The organism is Pantoea sp. PvP021 (assembly GCF_054056055.1).
The window spans coordinates 1-19,101 of record NZ_JBSRXX010000017.1; the positions used below are offsets into that span (position 1 = coordinate 1).

Below are 19,101 nucleotides of genomic sequence, written 5' to 3' on the forward strand. Positions count from 1 at the left end.
ACGATGTGTTCATTGTATTCTCCTGTAATAGATTCTGCTGCACAGAAATTCTGGCACGAGTATTTTCAATGGGAGAGCAGCCGAACTGATATGGCAAATTTTATTAGCAGTTATTGTGAGCCAGGTGAAACAGACTGCGAACCAGGCAGGATAAGCGCAAGTCCATTATCACTTAATGTGAGCCATAGACGTTTTCATTTATAGTTAATATGACCCGGAAATCGAGCTGATTGCGAGCCGTTAGATTTATCCTGCAACCGGTGGTTAACGCGTCAACGTTGAAAACTATCGGCCAGACCAGATTGGGTGCCCTCGGGCAGAGAAGCGGCAGACGTTATCTTGCCAGCCCTTTACGACATCGTTTGCATGTTACATCCAACCCGCCCAGATAATAAAAGCGGCACACGCGCTTGTGATTAATATGAGGCCCTTTACAGTGGAGTGGCTGCCAAATGCGGCGGTAGCCAAAACGCCTGCGCTCAAATGCCAGCTCAGTAATGCGCCCTGATAAAAGCGTATCAGCAGCCAGACGTTGACTATCATAGCGGCAAGTCGACAGGGACAACTAAAAATTTTGATGTCATTAACCCTGACCTTCAATTATCGCATAATCATTGAAAAATGGAACCTCGGCATTTCCGGTACGGATTTTTAAAAATTTCTAAAATCTTAAAGAAATATAACTAAAAAACGAGATTTCTAAATTTAACACATGCCACCGGCAAAAAAAACAATTCGAAAAAAAACACAAAACGTTACCATTAGTTCCGTCCATTAAATTAATCAGAAGGCCATGCCAGATGAAAAAAAATTGTCAGCACAGCCCACCTTCCTTATCCATTAATCCAGGAGGCCGAAGGCATGCCTTTGTCCAGAAAATGCCGAAGACAGTGCACTGGTCAATGTGTTCTTCGCATAATGCAATGAAAGTGAATAATATAGTCACTTCGAATTTAACCACCGCCATAAAAATCTTATACCAATGCCAAACCCTGGTTGTTGCGGAAATTTTCAAGCAGCTTCACTGGATAATATCTTGTGCATCTCCGGGGCCTAATGAGGGTCTCCGGCAATTATTTCACCCTGTATCAACTATTTGGATGTCTCTTCAGCCGGCTCCACATCTGCCGCCCAGTTAATGATGTTGCAGCCACTCTTTTGCCCGAAGTTACTTTTGGTTATGTTCCTGGTAGTGAACTGAGCTGGGGCTTTACCATGAGGAAGTGATGATTGATGTCTCCTGGTGTACTGAAGCAGACTCGCAAACACGGCTTACACCTGCACATGCAGACAGCAAAGACCGAAGCTTCACAGCTGAGCGTCAATCAGGTGCTGGAACGGCAGGGTCTGACGATAACGAGGGTGGTGAATTCGAAAAATTACAATTTCTGTTTTCACCTGAAACCCGCGATTACTGGCGATTAAAACATACGCCTCAGTCCGGTTGGGTGAAGTTATGACGCTCGAACCAGATGAATAAGTGGTCACCATACAGTGGGAAAGCTAACAGCTGGCTCAAACTATTTTCAGTGCAACCAGTTATTTCTTGCCAGCCGACCGTTTCCGACAAAGTTATTTCCTAAGACTATCCGCTGTTCGATTCTTGCAGAAACAATGAGCATTCTCAGCAGTAACTCGATAGTGGAGAACCCCAATTACCAGGGAGTCTATTAATTACCCTTGAACTATATGATGCAGTAAATTAATTGCACCAGAACCTGTTAAGTAAGGTAAAGGGTGTTCATCTTCGTGATGAATATGTAAACACTTACAACATTTCAATAAGTTTTTTCAAAGAAAAATTTAATAAACCCAACATTTACCTCAGGAGTATAAGAGCACCATGAAGAAACAAGCTCTAATTAATGCAATGAAACAGGGTACTATTGACCATGGCTGGGATGTTATTGCCGCTTTTAACAGAAGGAAATGTAACCGCCTGCTGGCGTTACAATATCTTACCAATCTTTCCAGTAATAAAGTCAATATTATTAAAGAGGGTGTAATAAAAAACGACAGCACCTATCATATTATTTCCGAACTAGTTCTTGGCCAACCGCGATTGTCTTTTGAGAATGCAAATATTGAAAACTCCAAAGCTAAAATGACGCTGCCATTTATTTCGGGCAGGATTGACATTGAGTATTACTCTGAGCAGGAAAACATCCGCTATCTCAAAGAAGTTATAGAGATCTCGGAGGGACATCAGTATGCCCTGACTATTGATATTACCCTTAAAGGCGGTGCAGTCGGTAATGTGGATCAGGGTAAAATCACTATTGACCTTGTCGATGACGGCATTAACTTCCTGACCAACATCAGTGACTCTTCACTGGCCAACAAAGTCATTGGCGACTATTTCGAGATGTTGTTCAGAACAGGCGAACTCCCGGTTAAGAATTATGTGCTGGGACAGTTTGCCGAAAACAGCGCCAGTCCACTGAACCCTAAAGAATTCCGTCTGCTGACTATGTCTTCCGATCCTACCGGGAAAGGCCAGACTGAAGATGGTGCCGTATTGGCATTCATCCGCGCCAATAACACTGGGACGGGCAGTCTGCCTACCACCGACTCCGGTTTCCCCTATTTGATCCCGGATGATACTGACTCAGACGGTAATCCGATGTATGACTCCGCGCTGGTTGTCTCTAATAATACTCTCAGCCGCGATTTTATTCAGGGACCACTCAGGGCATTACCTGCGGCGACAACGACAGTTAAAAGAGAGGACAACTTCTCTACCACGTTGGTCACTACCACCCTGACAGGAGCGGGAACCCGAACGAACTGGAGTCACTTTGGTTTAGGTTACGCTATTTACTATGAAGCCTACTCTAATAAGGAAAAAGATAATAAAACCGTCATCAAACTGGAAAAAGTTAGCTACGCGGCACGAGACAACAAGCTGAAAGTCACTTATAGAGGTGAAACGTCGTTTCCGGTCCAGGCTTTTACTTTAGTAAATGGGGTTCTGAACCCTGCACGAAGCGGAAGTGTCACCGTGGGTCCTACAGTCTCATTCCAGTACAAGCTGGTCACTGATGTCGAAAACCTGACACTCTCTTTTGTAAAGGAAACTGATCCGACCATCGAATTTGAGATCCTCGACGATAGCTTATTAATCAATCTTCATGGGAAAACCAGGCAAGCTTTAGAGCTGGCTGGACAGCTGAAAGAAACTATTTCCGTTCCGCTGCAGAAGCTGGCTGTACCTATCAAAGATTTCGAACTGTTTCAGACCGCAAATCTTCTATTTCCAGAACAGAATGCCTTCAAAATGATCTCCGCCGACATGCCAGGCGACATTCTCGTGCTCGGCCAACTCGACCCGAAAAGCACTTCAATGGAAATCACCCCGCTTACCGGGTCTGTTGCTATCGGGAAAACGCTGCAGTTTTCACTAACTGAAAGCGGTGCGCAAACATCAGCGGCCACAACGTGGGAAGTTTTCGGCATCGACGGAGAAACAAAAGGACTCGGTACTATTTCAGCTTCAGGGCTGTATACCGCGCCAGATAAATCCTTGGTTGACCAGGCTTCAATCCAGGAACTGGTCGTCGCTACTGACGGAAAGAAAGTTGCCAAAGCGATGATCACTGTTATGGCGAACTCGGTGGCGATTAATCCAGCATTTTATTTTACTGCCGCCGGGGCGACTGATTCAGGTGGTGCGCTGGTGACGCTGCCACTCAACGCAATTACTACCCCAGGCGCAGGCGAAATCGATTGGATGTTCGTAGAAAATACAGCCGGTGGTAAACTGGAGAAAAATGGCAGCTCAGCCATTTATACTCCGCCAGCTAAGGTTGTTTCCGGTGCCTACGCCCTGGACCTGGTGGCGGCTAAAAATGTTAACACTGGCCAAACCGCGTCGTGTGCCGTTCTGAACTTCACTAAACCTGTCGGTTATGCTGTTGGTATGGTTAAGCTCCTGCCAGAAGGCGATCTTTTCGTAAAACCATCACAGAAAGTAATTATTACCGCTGACCCAGGTCTTGAGGAAGAGGAATTATTCAGTCTCGAAAAAGGCCGCTCATCAGACGCCCAACTAAGAGCTATTTGGTCAAGAATCTCTACAGAGCGGGCACTCCTGAACGAGCAGGAAAACCGTCCTAAAACCTTTGCCCAGTTTAGTCAACAGATCAGGGCAGAAGGCAATCCTGTTTTTACAATTCTTCACGGCGGTGGAACTCTTGTTGATACCTCTTATGAAATGCCTAATCCGGATCCTGAGGAAGACCCAATCTGGGTCGACCAGGTTGAATATACTGCGCCCTCAACGATTACGGCACCCTGTGCGGTCGTAGTCTATTACTATGAAGTAACGGTAAAAGGCAAAAAATATATCAGCTTTAACTATAAAACTGTCCGCTTCCCACCGTCAGAGCTAGCAGGTCACTAAATAAGTTTTCACGCTCGGCTTTAGCTCTGCAGACAGCCGGCTCCGCCGGCTGTCCTCCCTGCTTTCAGGCAACATCATGCACGCTGACCCTGGCGTTCAGTCAGGCACCTTGAGTTATCACAACTACCTTCATACCGCTCTGTGCCTGCCACTTCACTGACCCAGAGCTGCTGCGCAACATTTTCAAGGACAGTTCAGATTTTTCATATTTGTACGTATATTCAGAACCAGATTATTACTTGTCGTAACTACCACGATTTGTTTACTGATAGAGAAACTACTTCTCCAGCTTTTTGCTAAGACTTAACAAAGTAACAATCGAACAACTCTGCATAAAATTAATTAAAAGTGCTGGCACAACACTGAAATATCCCACTGCAGATAAAGAAGTGAAGGGTTGTACTCATTTTTAAGTCCGGTTACCGCGCGCCGACGCCAGTGAGCTCATCGGCACCGCCTGTTCATTCGTCCGTGAGCACTTCCGTGAGTATCAGAAGTCACGGTGTGAACGCTACCGTGCACGCAACAATGCACCGCACCCCCATAAAGACATCGAGCAGCTGGTACGCCTGCAGCTGCAGAAAGAAATCCGTAATGGCCGTTTTTTTGCAGCGTTGATGCAGTCCCCTCGAAGATAGAGCGTCGCGTTACGGAGCGCATGAGGGTTTCACGCGGATACTGCACGCGTCTCGGTGACGACCTGCTGGTTACAACCTGATGCGTCTCTGATGCCTGCCTTCTTAAACTGCTGGCGCACCCGCGCCGGATGAACCCTGCACGTAATCCGGCTTCAGAAACCGGCATCTATGCCTTTCAGACCCCCTTCACATTATCCGGTTCGCGCCGGAGGCCCGAGCACGCCTGAATAAAGCAATTTGCAAAAAATATCAATCACAACAGCCCCTTGCCGCTAATTCAGAAACGAGACCCGGCGCTCGCAATTTACCAGCGAGCAGGTCCGCAATCTGTAATTCTGAGTTATCCACATTAATCACGAGAAGGTATGTCATTTATCTTCTGACCGGATGGTGAGTTAACCCCCTATCCGGACTTTCTCTAAGGCAACAATTATTACTTACTTCTAAAGATAAAACCGATTCATCATCTGTCCTGTGTACAGATGAACAATGTCCGCCCTTGCAGCTGACTAACGTCCGCGCCGGTTCGGAAAAGACGCTTCGCGTCAAAGATATCTCCCGTCGCAAGCGCCGGGAGATATTCTTATTTAAAACAAACTAATTAGCTAACATCAAAATCACTGTGCTTATTTCAGGATCAAGTGGCATCCAACCTGAAAAGCCCTGCCGCTCCGGTCCAAAAGGCCGGAACAAAGTCACTTCACAGACGGATGATGTAACTACTACAGATATGGCTGTAATACTGAGGCTCGCGGTATCTATTTTTCGTCTTCGACCGTCAAACTTATACGCGGCTGAAAGGCCGCTGCTTAAACTGCGCCTGCCTGGGAGGAGTTGGGCCTTTGCCACTATTGGGCCTGTAACCGGCTACGCCAAGCTTACGCGGCATACAGTGGACAGGCTGCGCCTGTAAGATAAGTGCTATGCAGCTGACTGAATAGCAGTACGGGAAGGTGGTGTAGGTTCACACCTAGAGCGGCGTAATAGTTATCTAAATGACTAACGATAGCCTTGAAACCATGTGGCTGCGGACTGCTGCATTCCGGCATGAATAATTGGCAGAACAGATAAATGATCACGATAGAGTTTCCACAACTGGGTTATTCTGCGGGGAGTAAAATTTGTCACAAATATTGTACCTAACCTAGCATTTTGCTAATGTTCATCCTGAAAGCACGCACGACCTCAAACACCGGCAGGTCGGCAATGAAGGTGAATGTAACTGGCGGGCGCTTTCAACCGTGCAGTTACACCATTAAATGAGAGGAATTAACATGACTACTATTTCGCAGAAATCTGCAAGAGAGATGCTTGGCACTCCGCAGAGCTTCAGAGGCGGTGTGTATGTGACTAAAAACGGTGCAGCTGAATTGTTTATACAGACCGCAGAAGAACGTGAAGCGGAGCTGGCTGAACGTCATCAGCAGCAACAAGTAAATGCCATGCTAAAGCTTGTTAGCTTATCCCAGCATGATTTTGAAAACGGCCGTCACGAATCAGCTCGTGAGCTTCTGGCGCGGAGACGATCCGAACAGCATAAATGATACAAGGACCACTAAATGACGGTAGCACTAACTACTCAGGTAACAGAACAAACTCTCTCAGCAATTGAGACTCATAAAGCGATAATAATGTCAGAGGAAGATGCTCGTGACTTTGCGACAGATTTGCTCGAACAGGCTATCGTCGGTATTGAGAAAAATCCTCTTCAATATCCTTTTGAACAAAATGCTTTGGCTCACGGTGTGCAGTTGAGGCGATGGTTAGATCCTACAGGAAAATACGTCTGTCTTTTCCGTTACAATAAACATACTGATGAGGCAATACTCGACATTTTCGCCAGCACGCGGCAGGACTATTTGTCACTGCTCTATCTCGTCCAGATTTCAAGACCATAACCCTACGTCAAGACGATAGCCCCAGCGAATAGCTGAGGGGTTCACTTCGCATATCCGCAGGTCGGGTAACCATATACTGGATTCTTAGCCGTAGTGGGCCAGCAAATCTAATGCGAGTTTATTGGTTTAAACTGTTTGATAGATAGCACAGGGAGTGGGATCTTGCTTCGGTGCACGGATACCGGAGCACAGGAGCACAGGAGCACAGGAGCACAGGAGCACAGGAGCACAGGAGCACAATACTATGTCATTCAGATGTGCACTCAATCAGTATGTGGAAATCAGCGTCAGCGGTGAGGCGGGTCATGTCTAATCACTCACGGAAAGCATTAGCTGCTCAAATCAGTATCTGTTGCACTACCTGACCGCATACGGTCAGGTGAGATCCTTTCCGATCATGGTGAGAAAGCCGATCAATCCACTACTTTTTCTGGATTCTGTGTCACACCCCTGAAATAGCGCTGGTACTGGCTTAGCCCTTCCGACCTTTGCCCGTGGCACATTGAGGGAACGTACATGAAGGTCAATGGCCGCTGGGCTTATCTATACCGGCCGTAACAGGGGCAGTACTGTCGATTTTAACCTCTCCCCACGTCATAATTGCAAGGCGGCATAACGGTTCCTGGGTAAAATATTCAGCAATGTGAAGAAGTGGCAAATCCTTTGTTCATCAACACGGATAAGGTGCCCACTTATGCCCGTGCACTCACTCTGCTCAAACGCGAAGGTCGGTCTCCGCCTGAGGTCAAACGCCGACAGACTGAGTACCGGAATAACGTCATTAAATACGATCATGGCAAGCTGAAGGGGATAATCGGCCACACGGTGGAATTCAAAACAATGAAGAAGGCTTATGCCATAATTAAACGTATCGGAGTGATACGTGCACGACACTAAGACCAAGCATCACCGTTTTTGAATTAGATTTAAACAGAACCTTCAAACGATTAGATATTCTCATCTGAACTTTAAAAAGAGACTTTCGTGTGCAATGCAGAGTTTGCTGTTAACAGAAACACCCCTTCGGTCACAGTCCTCGACAAACGCGGTCTGACCGTGCGCGAGATCGCATTTCACCGCCATCCAGATGCCCCTGAGGTGACTAGTACCCGTATCATACGCCATCATCACGACGCCCGCCGCTTTCTGAAGCGGAGTACAGACCCGCGCCTGCATGAAATGGAGCTGGCAAACTTCAGCTACCTGACCAACCTGGCCGGCAGCATTTTGCGCACCGTCAGCGTCGACGCCGGGACCACCGTGGCACTCAGCGACGCCGCAGGACGACCGTTTATCGCGCTAAGTAATATCCGCATTGCAGATGACGGCACGGAAGACCGGTGTCAGGCCGTGACACGCACCTGGCAGTATGAGGACGCAGCGCTGCAGGGCCGTCCGGTAAGCATCACGGAGCAGCTCACCGGCGAAGCTGCCTGCATCACGGAGCGCTTCGTGTATGCCGGCATGGCTGCAGAAGAGAAGGCGCGGAACCTCGCCTGTCAGTGCGTCAGCCATTACGACACGGCCGGTCTGATGCAGACCGGGAGTGTGGCGCTGACCGGCGTCCCGCTCTCGGTTACCCGCCACCTGCTGAAGGACGCGGACAACCCGGAGACCGTGGCCGACAGGCAGAATAAGGATGTGTCTGCCCGAAACACTCTGCCCGTAGGGAAGAGTGAGGTGCATACTACCCTGACAACCACGGACGCCACCGGCGCGGCGCTGGCCACTACCGATGCGAAAGGTAATCTGCAGCGCGTGGCGTACGACGTGGCGGGCCTCCTGTCGGGCAGCTGGCTGACGCTGAAAGGGGGCTCGGAGCAGGCTATCCTGAAGTCACTGACGTACTCAGCCACCGGGCAGAAGCTGCGCGAGGAGCACGGCAACGGCGTGGTGACCACGTACGCCTACCAGCCGCAGACGCAGCGCCTGACCGGCATTAAAACGGAACGCCCCGCCGGGCACGCATCCGGTGCGAAGGTGCTGCAGAACCTACGCTATGAATACGACCCGGTGGGCAACGTGCTCAGCATCCGCAACGACGCCGAAGAGACCCGCTTCTGGCGCAACCAGAAAGTGGTGCCGGAGAACACGTATACCTACGACAGCCTTTACCAGCTGGTCAGCGCCACCGGGCGAGAGATGGCCAGTGCCTGCCAGAAGGGCCTTCATCTCTCCCCTGCTACCGTCCCCCTTCCCGTCGACAGCGCCGCATACACAAACTACACCCGCACATATAACTACGATAGTGCCGGCAACCTGACGCAAATCAGCCACAGCGCCCCGGCGACAGACAATAGTTACACCACAAATATCACCATCAGTGAACGCAGCAACCGGGGGGTACTGAGTACGCTGACGGAAAACCCCGCTGAAGTGGAGGCCCTGTTCACGGCCGGCGGGCAGCAGAAACAGCTGCAGCCGGGTCAGCGTCTCATGTGGACGCCACGCAACGAGCTGCTGAAGGTCACGCCAGTGGTGCGCGACGGAGATGCGGATGACGGGGAGAGCTACCGCTATGACGCGGGCAGCAAACGTGTCCTGAAGGTCAACCTACAGAAAACCGGAGCTGCCATGCAGACGCAGCGGGTGCTGTACCTGCCGGGAGTGGAGTGGCGCACCACCCATCAGGGTGAAACGCTAAAAGAAGAGCTGCACACCGTAACAGCAGGTGAGGCTGGGCGTGCCCAGCTGCGGGTGTTGCACTGGGAAAGTGGAAAGCCGAACGATATCGACAACAATCAGCAGCGTTACAGCTATGACAATCTGCTGGGCAGCAGCGGACTGGAGATGGATAAGGATGGCAACATCATCAGTCTGGAAGAGTATTACCCGTACGGGGGCACGGCGGTGTGGACGGCGCGCAGTGCGATGGAAGCAGATTACAAGACAGTACGCCACTCGGGCAAGGAGCGTGATGCTACGGGACTGTACTACTACGGATACCGGTACTACCAGCCATGGGCAGGCCGCTGGCTGAGTGCAGACCCGGCGGGCACGGTGGACGGGCTGAACCTGTTCAGGATGGTACGAAATAATCCTGTAACACTAAAGGATGATGAGGGATTGGCTCCGGAGCAGGATGATCGATTGATAATTCATATCTTTTATCATGGAGAAATCACCGAAAATATACATAATAATATAATCAACACAGTTATTAAAAACCCGAACAACCAGGTGAAATTTTGGGGTGATGATAAAGCAAACAAGCATTTTACTAACTTATCTAATGAGGTTAAAAATTTTGAGGTTATTGACTGGAATGAGCTTAAAAATGTGAAATCAAGGGAAGGCAATGAATTCTTCGTTAACATCAGTGACATTTTTTCTAAAATTGAAATGAGTGATACCAAAGGTAAGGAAAAATCTCTCTCTGACTTATCAAGGTTGTTGGCATTATATGAATATGGTGGATTATATTTAGATGCTGATGTAGTTCTGAAAGAAGAGTTCAGTAGGAAGGAATTATTTGATAACTCTGACTTCAGGACTCATATTTCCATCAAAAACTCAACTGTAAACGTTGATTTTTATGATGCAATCGGATTTAAGAGCCCTCACGATATTCATCTGAATGAAGTGTTAAAAAACATAAATTCTGACTACGAAGATGGGTATCTGGAAGCGGCTAGTTCACCTGGGGAGTTAGTCAGGATTAAGGAATTAGTTCGCTTAAAGCTTAATGGCACTTTAACAGATGATGACATAGATAATATTCTTTCCGAAGAAGTGATGCCTGACCATGAGTTAGAGCGGGTGATTAGCCAAATAAACAATATTAACATATCAACAACATTAAAACACAAACTAACATTTAGCCCCATGCTATCTGCATAGTATTAATTAAGTGAGAGCGTATATACATCCATCCGTTATCTTTCTGGTTATTACGCACGCTGATCACGTTGCAAACGGGATCGTATTGATAGCCTAGGTTCTGCAGCGCGTTTGTTTCCAATGGATGTCCAGCAGGACGTTACATTCTGATGCCGATCAGACGCTGCGTCTCCAGCTCCTGGGAATATGTGGTTACTACGCCTTTGCCGTGCTCCTCGCGCTGCTACTGCCTGGCAGCGGACCAGATCAGAGATTTGAAGAGTTCCTGCCCTGCTCCGCCCTTCAGTATAAGCCAGCAGCCTGATAGCAGGCCCGCCACGTCGTACACCAGGCGATTCTGATTCCCTTTTGCATCAGTGTTGATCAGTACCGGGACGGTGGCGTCAGTGTTGGTCAGAGTGTTACATCACATGCTCTCCAGTTCGGACAGAGCATTCCGGGCGGACATAGTCTTACCCTGCCAGTCAGTCACGGTGTCCGGGTTATCTGCGTCCTTCAGCTGGCGACGCGTGACGCAGGGCGGCATGCCGGTCAGGGCAATGCTGCGGGTCCGGACCCTACCGGCAGTATCATAATGACGGCCCCATAATCCTGACAGGTTCAGGGCCTTCTCTGTGTCTGTATTGCCGGCAGACATGAAATGCCCTGTGATGCGGGCAGACATGAAATGCCCTGTGATGCGGGCAGCCTCGCCGGTAACCTGCTACGTCATGCTGACCGGACGACCGGGCAGTTCTGAGTCCTCATACTGCCTGATACGGGTAACCGCCCGATTTATTTCCTCAGTGCCGTCTCTCGCTATTAAATGTGAGTAGCTTAAGCTGGGCCATGAGTTGCAGGGAGCTGGTGAATCAGATGATCGAGAAGCGTTTTTTCTCCTTGTTCTGCCCGCAGCAAATGTTCATGGTGGCGAGTGATGCACCCACACGGTTGTTCAGAGGATTGGAATAGTGACAGAGTGCGTGTAGGGAGGCCTTTAGAACACTTATGCGAAGTTCTGACGGGCGGCGCTTGTGTTCACCACAGACGAGCGACATTGCAACCAGTATCTGGAGTTCGACGCGCTTTGTATAAGGGATCACTCCGAAGTAAATGAAAGGTTTTACGCGCATAAATCCTGTCAGACAGGTAGCGGCAATGGAGTTGATGAGCTGACCGACCGACGCGCGCTGGCTGAAAAGCCCTTATGTGACGCGGGATTTCTCTTTCCGGCTGGCCTTTCGCAGCGAAGAGCAAAGGAGCAATGAAAGGGTGGATAACGGTTCTGCGAAAGGCCCTCGTGAAAAGCCTGGAACAAAAATACTAAAGCTGTCAGAGACCGCCAGGTGGTCCCCCGTACATCAAAGGCTGCCTCTCTGCCGGTAATGAGAACGCTTCGGTGTAAGCCGGCTGAAGTAGTCGACCTGATTCTGGCCGGCAGACTCAAAACCGCCTGCCGGTTAGCGGATCGAGGCTTAAGTACTGCCCGCAAGGGAAAGAGCATATCAGGCACCCCCGCTCTGGGTGCGCGGGGACACAATCGCCGGATGCATAGGCGCGCCGGATACGTCTATGGTATCGCGGCTCTTATGCAAATCGCATGCGGCCTGCATGGAGAGCCAAAGCCGTACAGTAATATCAGCACCCGATCATGAAAAAGATATTGGCTACAACCTCTCTTCTGACATCACATTCACACCGCTTTACAAGATGTATCAGAAGAGGCTGTCGCTGCAGCCCGTAGCTATAATATTGAATAGGAAAACAGACAGATCGCATTGCTATGTCAGCTTTATCCATGAAGTGTTCAGAAATAGGCGTATGTAGAATATTCGCTGTAACCACTTTCACACGAATCTCTGCAGTGGCAACTCAATCGCCAGAATGCAATTCAGTATGCAGACCCGCTTTCGTCGGCACAGTTGCAAACAGGATTGTATTTGCAACTGTGCACATTACCAGCCCAAATTAGCTGCAACCAGCAAAGCTCCAAAAACAACTTTAAATGAAGAGAAACACTGGTCAATGGGATATAAACATGTTCGTACAATGGTTAATTTTTCAAAGTGATGCTTCTCAATGAATCCCACAGGAGTTCTTTATCACTATTTTTTAAGTGCTCCTGATTAAACTCTGACATAAAAGCCGATTTGTCAGTAAATTGGCTACCCGTTTTTAATTTTGAACTAATGCTGCTAAGAATGGCAGTACTTAAGACGCTAATTTTTGATCTTACCTGTTCCAATGGTTCAGGTTGCCAATCCTGTAGCGGTACTGATAGCCAGTCAGCACGGTATCGATATTGAATTGCCTTGGCAACATCCATTTGTGCCTGTATGAAAGGTTTTACTGACTCACCATCTAATCCCAGTTGCTCTGCCTGAACCACAGCGCTCTCCAGGACTTTGGCTTCTTGAGGTAAATCTTCAATGGCAAGATGATTGTTTGCTTTGTATCCTGCAACATCCTGCATGTAAGACAAACGTTCGTTAATCAATGAGCCAGCTTCGTCGTTTTTTGCTGGCATAGCCATCGTGATTGCTGAAAAAAATAATCCTGCCATAAGAAGCAGTCCTACAGATACTTTAACCGGCATTTAGCTCCACCTATTTTCAATTAGTCGATTAAATATGTAATAGGAAAAAATTAACATTCCTCTATTGCATACAGAATAATGCATAGCCAATTGTAAGTCCACCAGATGACAGTTCAATGGACGCAATTCTTGAATATTCACGAACAGTCTGCAGTTTGTAAGACTGCATTATACATACTCATTCCACTTATCACTTTGGACACGATTGATAATAAATGAGAATATTAAACTAATACTCTCTGTTTTTTGCGAAGGGCATAGCATATAATCCTATCTGTCTTATAAATTATTAGTGAAGTATCATCCTTTGACCGTGTGCTGATATCCAAAATGCAGTATTAGCGCATATTCACGCTGCGCAGTACAGGAAAATGGTCCGGTAGATCATCAACGATTCGCGAGCGATACGGCTATTCTCTCACCACTATTGTCAATTAAGGGTGCACTGGATAGAATACTTCATAAGGGCTCAATCTGACTTATCCTTAGTTAACATCATCAGCTCTTGCCATTCTCACTATTAAAAATTCCTGCTGAGCAACAGCAACTGTATGGTGCTGAAAGCGCAGATTGGAAAATACGGACGTTGACAGATGACAGATTCAGCATCTGTAAAACCCCGGGTGCGGCAGGCGGCAGTATTACACAGGTATGCCTTGGTCAGATCCTTTAAAATTAGGTGATATCTGATTAAAAAATAGTATTAAAGTACAATTATTCATGGTACCAAAAATGCCGCAGGGTAATCTGCAAATTTCTGCCCTAACCGATTGCCAATTACGGTGTTTTAAGATCTTTAGTTGCCCATAGCCGACCAATATTAACCTATCAAATATTAACCTTACAGAATTTCCGATCTGGTCGAAATACTTATAGCGTCATCTGCCTACCACTTATTCAGTTTCGCTATAAAAATTCATAGGAATGATAAGCTAAAATTTTTACAGGCTTTCACACATTATTCATAGAACAAGAACGCAAGAAATTAAATTCATCAAAACAGTAATAGAAAACTGATTAATCCTCATGAGCAGGTGCTCACATTGAAAGGCTGGCGACCCAAGCGGATAGCAAAAAACTGACCTTCTTCTTCAGTCAGCGCACTATTAAACAGGTGCTGTATTACCGTAAAATTTACGCAATCTTGGCAATAAAAAAGCTTTTCTTTATTATCCTTCCTTCGAGGTGAAAGCATAAGCTTTTTATTCAGAACACGACTTTAGATACTGGCGAAGCCATTGCACGGCAAAACGTCACCTATACAACGAGATAACCCCGAAACCCATCATCTGGGAACATAATCAATCCCCATTTGAAGGACTGTCGACCACTACATCTCTATCAATGATTCATAGCAAGACTATTTTATAAAATATATGAACAAATTTGAGTAAGACGGCAGGAGAGCTGATCCTTATAAAAAATTATTCCTGGGGAGGTTCTGCAGCACTTATAACTCGGGAGATGTTTCAAACCAGGCTATTTTACATGTTATGTTGGTACATCGTAGCCGGTCCCTCCCGGGCTAGATCCGGGAGGTCGTGATACCGAGCAACAGGCTATTATCTGCTCGCCCCTGGGTGAGATGGGATAAAACGACAGAAAGAATATCGGATGCCCCCTCTTTCGTTAAGATCTGAACAATCACTCCGCCTTTCTTTTTGACTACTACAAGAATGTCTGCGCGCCGCCAGTTAGTAAGCGGTTATGCTCCTGCCAGGGGGCTGTACTGCATGTATGTCTCGGCTGTAATAAAACAAGGCACTGAGTGCGAATTGGATTTATTAAGGGCTGCTAATTCCTGCTGCCGAAACCCCGGCGACAGGGATTAACGTAACGTGGTTCATCTGACAATCCTGTATGTCAGTCAACAAAAACTGACAAGCCGGGAACGACGCTTTATTTCTTCTCAGCCGCCCCTTTCTTCATCCTCTTCAGGCGGGGTAAGTTGAGCGCATTACAGAAAAGCGCCCGCGTTTCTCAGATGCAGTGGCAGGACTGCTGACAGACTGAGCAGTAACCGCAGGCATCTTCACGTCAACGTAAAAATCGTTATAGCATGGCCTGCTGACCTGAGTGATTTCCAGACCAAAAAGCCCGGCTATGCGGCGCGTGCTCCTGCCGTTGGGCGTTTTTTCAAGAAAAATATCTTTCAGAGGCAGATTATCGCTCACGGCCGCATCCATCACGGTCAGAGTTATTTCATTAGCTACCCCTTTTCGTATCAGACGTGAGGGCAGCTGCCCGAAAAAACCGCGGGCCCTGGACACCATTTCATACTGAACTGCGGCCACATGGCTGGCGTAATAGCCTCTGTCTTCCACCCTAAAATTACTCTCAAAGATCCATTCATGCGGTTTGTAAATATTGACAAACGCATTATGCCCATCAACAGACGCAACAGTATAATCGTCAGGTGTTCTGTGCGTGGCATTGCTGCGAAAGAGTGTCAGCTTATCTACCATTGCGGGATTACTGTATATGCGGCGGTCCAGATCGTGCGTAACGCTTCCGGATTGAGCAGACCCCGATTCTCTGTCCCGTGGTGGTCCGTTGTTTTCTGAACTATAAACTGCAGCTAATAAATCTATATACCGCTGCCCGGGTGAAAGTCCCGTTGCAGACAAGCCCGTTGCGGCTCCCCCTGATTCGCTCCGTGTATCGTCCAGTACACTGCTTTGCTCAGTCAGTCCATGATGTGGGTTAAAACCCATGAGCCCACCGTCATCCCTGCAGGTCACGGGGTTGTTACCGCACATCGCATACAGATTGAGCCCGTCCGCCGTACCTGCAGGGTCCGCGCTCAGCCAGCGCCCCGCCCACGGCTGATAGTATCGGTGACCGTAATAATACAACCCCGTCGCGTCACGCTCCCTTCCCGAGTAACGCACCGTCTTGCCATTTACCTCACCCTGACTTCGCATTGCCCACACCGCCGTGCCGCCGTAAGGATAATACTCCTCACAGCTGAGGATGCTTCCCTCCCCGTCCACCTCCAGCCCCGTACTGCCGGTAAGACCGTCATGCCCGTAGCGCAACCACACCCCGCCGGTTTCCCTGTCCAGCAGGAGCTCCGCCCTCACAGCCCCTGCCCCCCCGGCTGCTTCAACAACGGTCAGCTGCGACGCTCCGCCACAACACGCATCCCTATACTCCCCCCCCGACAGGTAAACCACACGCCGCGCCTGCGAGCCCTCCCTCGTTTTCTGAACGCTAACCTTCAGCACACGTAAGCCCTTTGCATCGTACCGGTAGTATTCCCTGTCAGCCCCGCCACCGTCCCGCTCCACCGGCGTAACCTGTCGCAGCTCCCCGCGTGCTGTCCAGCACAGCCTTTGCCCGGGCTGGAGCTGTCGCTGCTGGCCTCCTGCAGTGAACTGGGCCTCTGGACCGCCGCCCCCTAGCGAGCTCAGCACGCCCCGGTTACTGCAGTCGCTTATCACAAAATCAGTCGTGTAACTGTTACCTGTTGCCGGCGCACTGTGCCGTATCTGCACAAGGTTTCCGCCCCGGTCGTAGGCGTAGGTGCGAATGTAATTCGTGTATGCGCCGCTGCCGTCGCACAGGAGTGTTGCGGCAGGAAGGTCGTTGCCCTGCCTGCAGCTGTCGGCCATCTCACGTCCGGTCGCACTGACCAGCTGATAAAGAGTATCGTAAGCGTACCAGCTCTCCGGCAGCACGCGTCGGTTTCGCCAGAAGCGCGCCTCTTCCGCACCGTTACTGACGCGCACAACGTTGCCCGCCGGGTCATACAGCCACTGAATGTCCTGAAGCAGCAAGGCCCCACGCATATGCCCGGAAGGACGCATCGTCCTGATGCCAGACGGCCGCTGCGTGCGCGCCTCATAAGCGTTCCGGGTCACCACGCCGCTGCCGTGCACCTCATCAAGTGTCTGTCCACCGGCGGCGTACGTCACAGACTTCACGGTAACGAGCTCCGCTTCACCCCTCACCCTGACCGCGCACCCAGCCGGCTGGCCGGCCACGTCGTATCTCATTAACCTGACGTGCCCGTCAGCCATCGTTGCCGACACCTCCGCCCCGGTAGCATCCGGGACTGTCAGGGTGGTAAATACCTCTGCAGCCAGCCGGTCCGCCGCGCCCTTCTCCGGCCAGTCAGCCACGACGTTGGGGTCTGCCGCTTCCTGCAGCAGGCGGCGCGTGACGCGGGTCGCCACACCAGTCAGAGCAACACCCTTCGTCTGCAGCAGGCCCGCCGGGTCCCAGTGATAGACGCACGCGCCGGCAAGGTTGACCGCCCGTGGTCCGGCGCTCCGGTCTGCGTATTCGAGACGCTCGGCGATGCACTCCGTCTCGCCAGCCGCCTGCTCAGCAATGGCAAGCAACCTGCCCGGCATCTCGGCGTCCTCATAGCGCCAGGTCCGGCAGTCACGCTGGCCGGTCACCATCAGAAACTGCCTGCCGGCGGCGTCCTTAAGGCTGAGTGTGGTCCCGGCGTCGGCACTGGCGGTGTGGAGAGCCCGGCCCGTCAGGTCGTGCTGGCGGGTCACACTGACCTGTCCCGAATCGTGCAGGCGCGGGTCAGCACTCTGCGTGATCAAGCCGCCTGGGTCGCGGGCGTGGCGGGTGACCCGCACGTCGGTGGCGCCCGGACTGCTGGGATGGCGGTACCAGCCGAGGTTCCTGACGGGGTGGTGGCGGTTGCAGAAGACGGTAACGTCGGGGGTGTTTGCGAACAGCGACGGTTGGATCATGGTCACTCCTGAAAGGCTCAGCGACCAGCCTGGCCGCCCCGGTGATTATCACATGTGCAGGAGGAGCCTTGCTTTGCGCTAATGCGCCAGCGCGTCGACAAATTCGGCAAGCTTTGGTCAGAAGAGGCTGAGCCTTTGGCTGACGTCTTATAACGCGCCTGGCAAAGCGGAAGCTGGACGGGCATGATTTATACGAAGACCATTGCGTCTCGTTTTCTTAAATACGTTACTGAGCAGAGTGCCCTGTTTCTGATGCCTGTTATGGAATTATCCGGCATGCCTTAGCGCTCATAAGCATTTCGCGGACTTTAATACTGGAAAGCAGTTAGCGAATGTCTAACCGAACAGGATACCTGAAACACATTTTTCATCCGGGCTGGACAGAATCTAATGACCATAAGTAACCTTTCCGCATGGTATCTAATAGCTGTGCAAAAAACACAGTGCGGCCGCGATATCCCTTTTGCCACTCAGCAGGATGTCGGTTGTAAGACCTGAAGAATCTACTGCGCGGGGCAGCCATTTCCACTGCCTTCTGACTTTAGGGCAAGTTTAATCCACTATTCAGCGGTCACACACTAAGCATTTATACAGGCGAAATGCTTTTTGCAGCAATGGCATAAAGACAATAAACCAGCGGTGCAGCGTAGAATGGCCAACTTCAATACCTCGCTCTCCTATTATCTCTGCCAGGTTGCGTAAAATTAATAAGCACACCAGATACCAGAGGATACACTACGCGATAATATCGATGGGATAATACAGGTAACTGAAATTTTTTCGGATTAGAGACATGGGCAGGTTACATCAAATAAAAATAGCATATTACTGAGCGGTGCCTTAATGCAACAGAACCCTGTTATGAGCTCGTCAGAAATCCACTTCGCCGGACTCCCAATAGCTGCAAATAAATATTTTTATATCGATTTTTCAGCTTCCGCCTTGAAAGTATTTCCGTATCAAAATACCATGAATACTGTTAAATGCTTTTGTGCAGCAGAACCTGAACAGAAGGGTCCCATAAGTATATCGC

At 49.5% G+C, this 19,101-nt stretch carries 9 protein-coding genes and 3 pseudogenes; 7 read left to right on the top strand and 5 right to left on the bottom strand.

What is annotated here, in order from left to right; translation table 11 throughout:
- Positions 1-247 precede the first annotated feature (247 nt).
- Positions 248-565: pseudogene (locus tag ACVKSX_RS23615) on the bottom strand (IS3 family transposase); the annotation flags it as partial.
- A 661-nt stretch (positions 566-1,226) separates the two neighbouring features.
- On the opposite strand from ACVKSX_RS23615, the gene ACVKSX_RS23620 reads away from it, so the two are divergent.
- The 6 genes and pseudogenes from ACVKSX_RS23620 to ACVKSX_RS23645 all read left to right on the top strand — a co-directional run bounded on the left by ACVKSX_RS23620 (position 1,227) and on the right by ACVKSX_RS23645 (position 10,778).
- Positions 1,227-1,460, top strand: coding sequence for a hypothetical protein (locus tag ACVKSX_RS23620; protein ID WP_163763366.1), 234 nt, complete (start codon positions 1,227-1,229; stop codon positions 1,458-1,460).
- 383 nt (positions 1,461-1,843) lie between these two features.
- Positions 1,844-4,402, top strand: a complete 2,559-nt coding sequence (locus ACVKSX_RS23625) for a hypothetical protein (protein ID WP_163763365.1) — start codon at positions 1,844-1,846, stop codon at positions 4,400-4,402.
- Between the two features lie 1,912 nt (positions 4,403-6,314).
- The gene (locus ACVKSX_RS23630; protein ID WP_163763364.1) at positions 6,315-6,584 is read left to right on the top strand and encodes a hypothetical protein; all 270 of its coding nucleotides are present in this window, start codon (positions 6,315-6,317) and stop codon (positions 6,582-6,584) included.
- Positions 6,585-6,599: 15 nt separating this feature from the next.
- Entirely contained in the window at positions 6,600-6,938 is a 339-nt protein-coding gene (locus ACVKSX_RS23635) for a hypothetical protein (RefSeq protein WP_163763363.1), read from the top strand.
- Between the two features lie 459 nt (positions 6,939-7,397).
- Positions 7,398-7,826, top strand: a pseudogene (locus ACVKSX_RS23640) (DDE-type integrase/transposase/recombinase); the annotation flags it as partial.
- Between the two features lie 405 nt (positions 7,827-8,231).
- Positions 8,232-10,778: an RHS repeat-associated core domain-containing protein gene (locus ACVKSX_RS23645; protein WP_370873593.1), complete on the top strand. Its 2,547-nt coding sequence runs from the start codon at positions 8,232-8,234 to the stop codon at positions 10,776-10,778.
- A 406-nt stretch (positions 10,779-11,184) separates the two neighbouring features.
- Here ACVKSX_RS23645 and ACVKSX_RS23650 read toward each other — a convergent pair whose 3' ends face one another.
- From ACVKSX_RS23650 to ACVKSX_RS23665, 4 genes and pseudogenes are all read right to left on the bottom strand, one after another.
- Positions 11,185-11,415 carry a hypothetical protein gene (locus ACVKSX_RS23650; protein ID WP_163763361.1) on the bottom strand — a complete coding sequence of 77 codons (231 nt, stop codon included), beginning with the start codon at positions 11,413-11,415 and terminating at the stop codon, positions 11,185-11,187.
- Positions 11,416-12,810: 1,395 nt separating this feature from the next.
- Entirely contained in the window at positions 12,811-13,353 is a 543-nt protein-coding gene (locus ACVKSX_RS23655; protein WP_163763360.1) for a chorismate mutase, read from the bottom strand.
- A gap of 1,934 nt (positions 13,354-15,287) precedes the next feature.
- On the bottom strand, positions 15,288-18,068 hold the full coding sequence (locus tag ACVKSX_RS23660) for an RHS repeat-associated core domain-containing protein (protein WP_163763359.1): 2,781 nt from the start codon (positions 18,066-18,068) through the stop codon (positions 15,288-15,290).
- Between the two features lie 420 nt (positions 18,069-18,488).
- A pseudogene (locus ACVKSX_RS23665) lies at positions 18,489-18,599 on the bottom strand (IS6 family transposase); the annotation flags it as partial.
- Between the two features lie 312 nt (positions 18,600-18,911).
- Between ACVKSX_RS23665 and ACVKSX_RS23670 the strand changes: the two are divergent.
- A partial coding sequence (locus ACVKSX_RS23670; protein WP_207105702.1) for a hypothetical protein occupies positions 18,912-19,101 on the top strand: 190 nt, incomplete at its 3' end.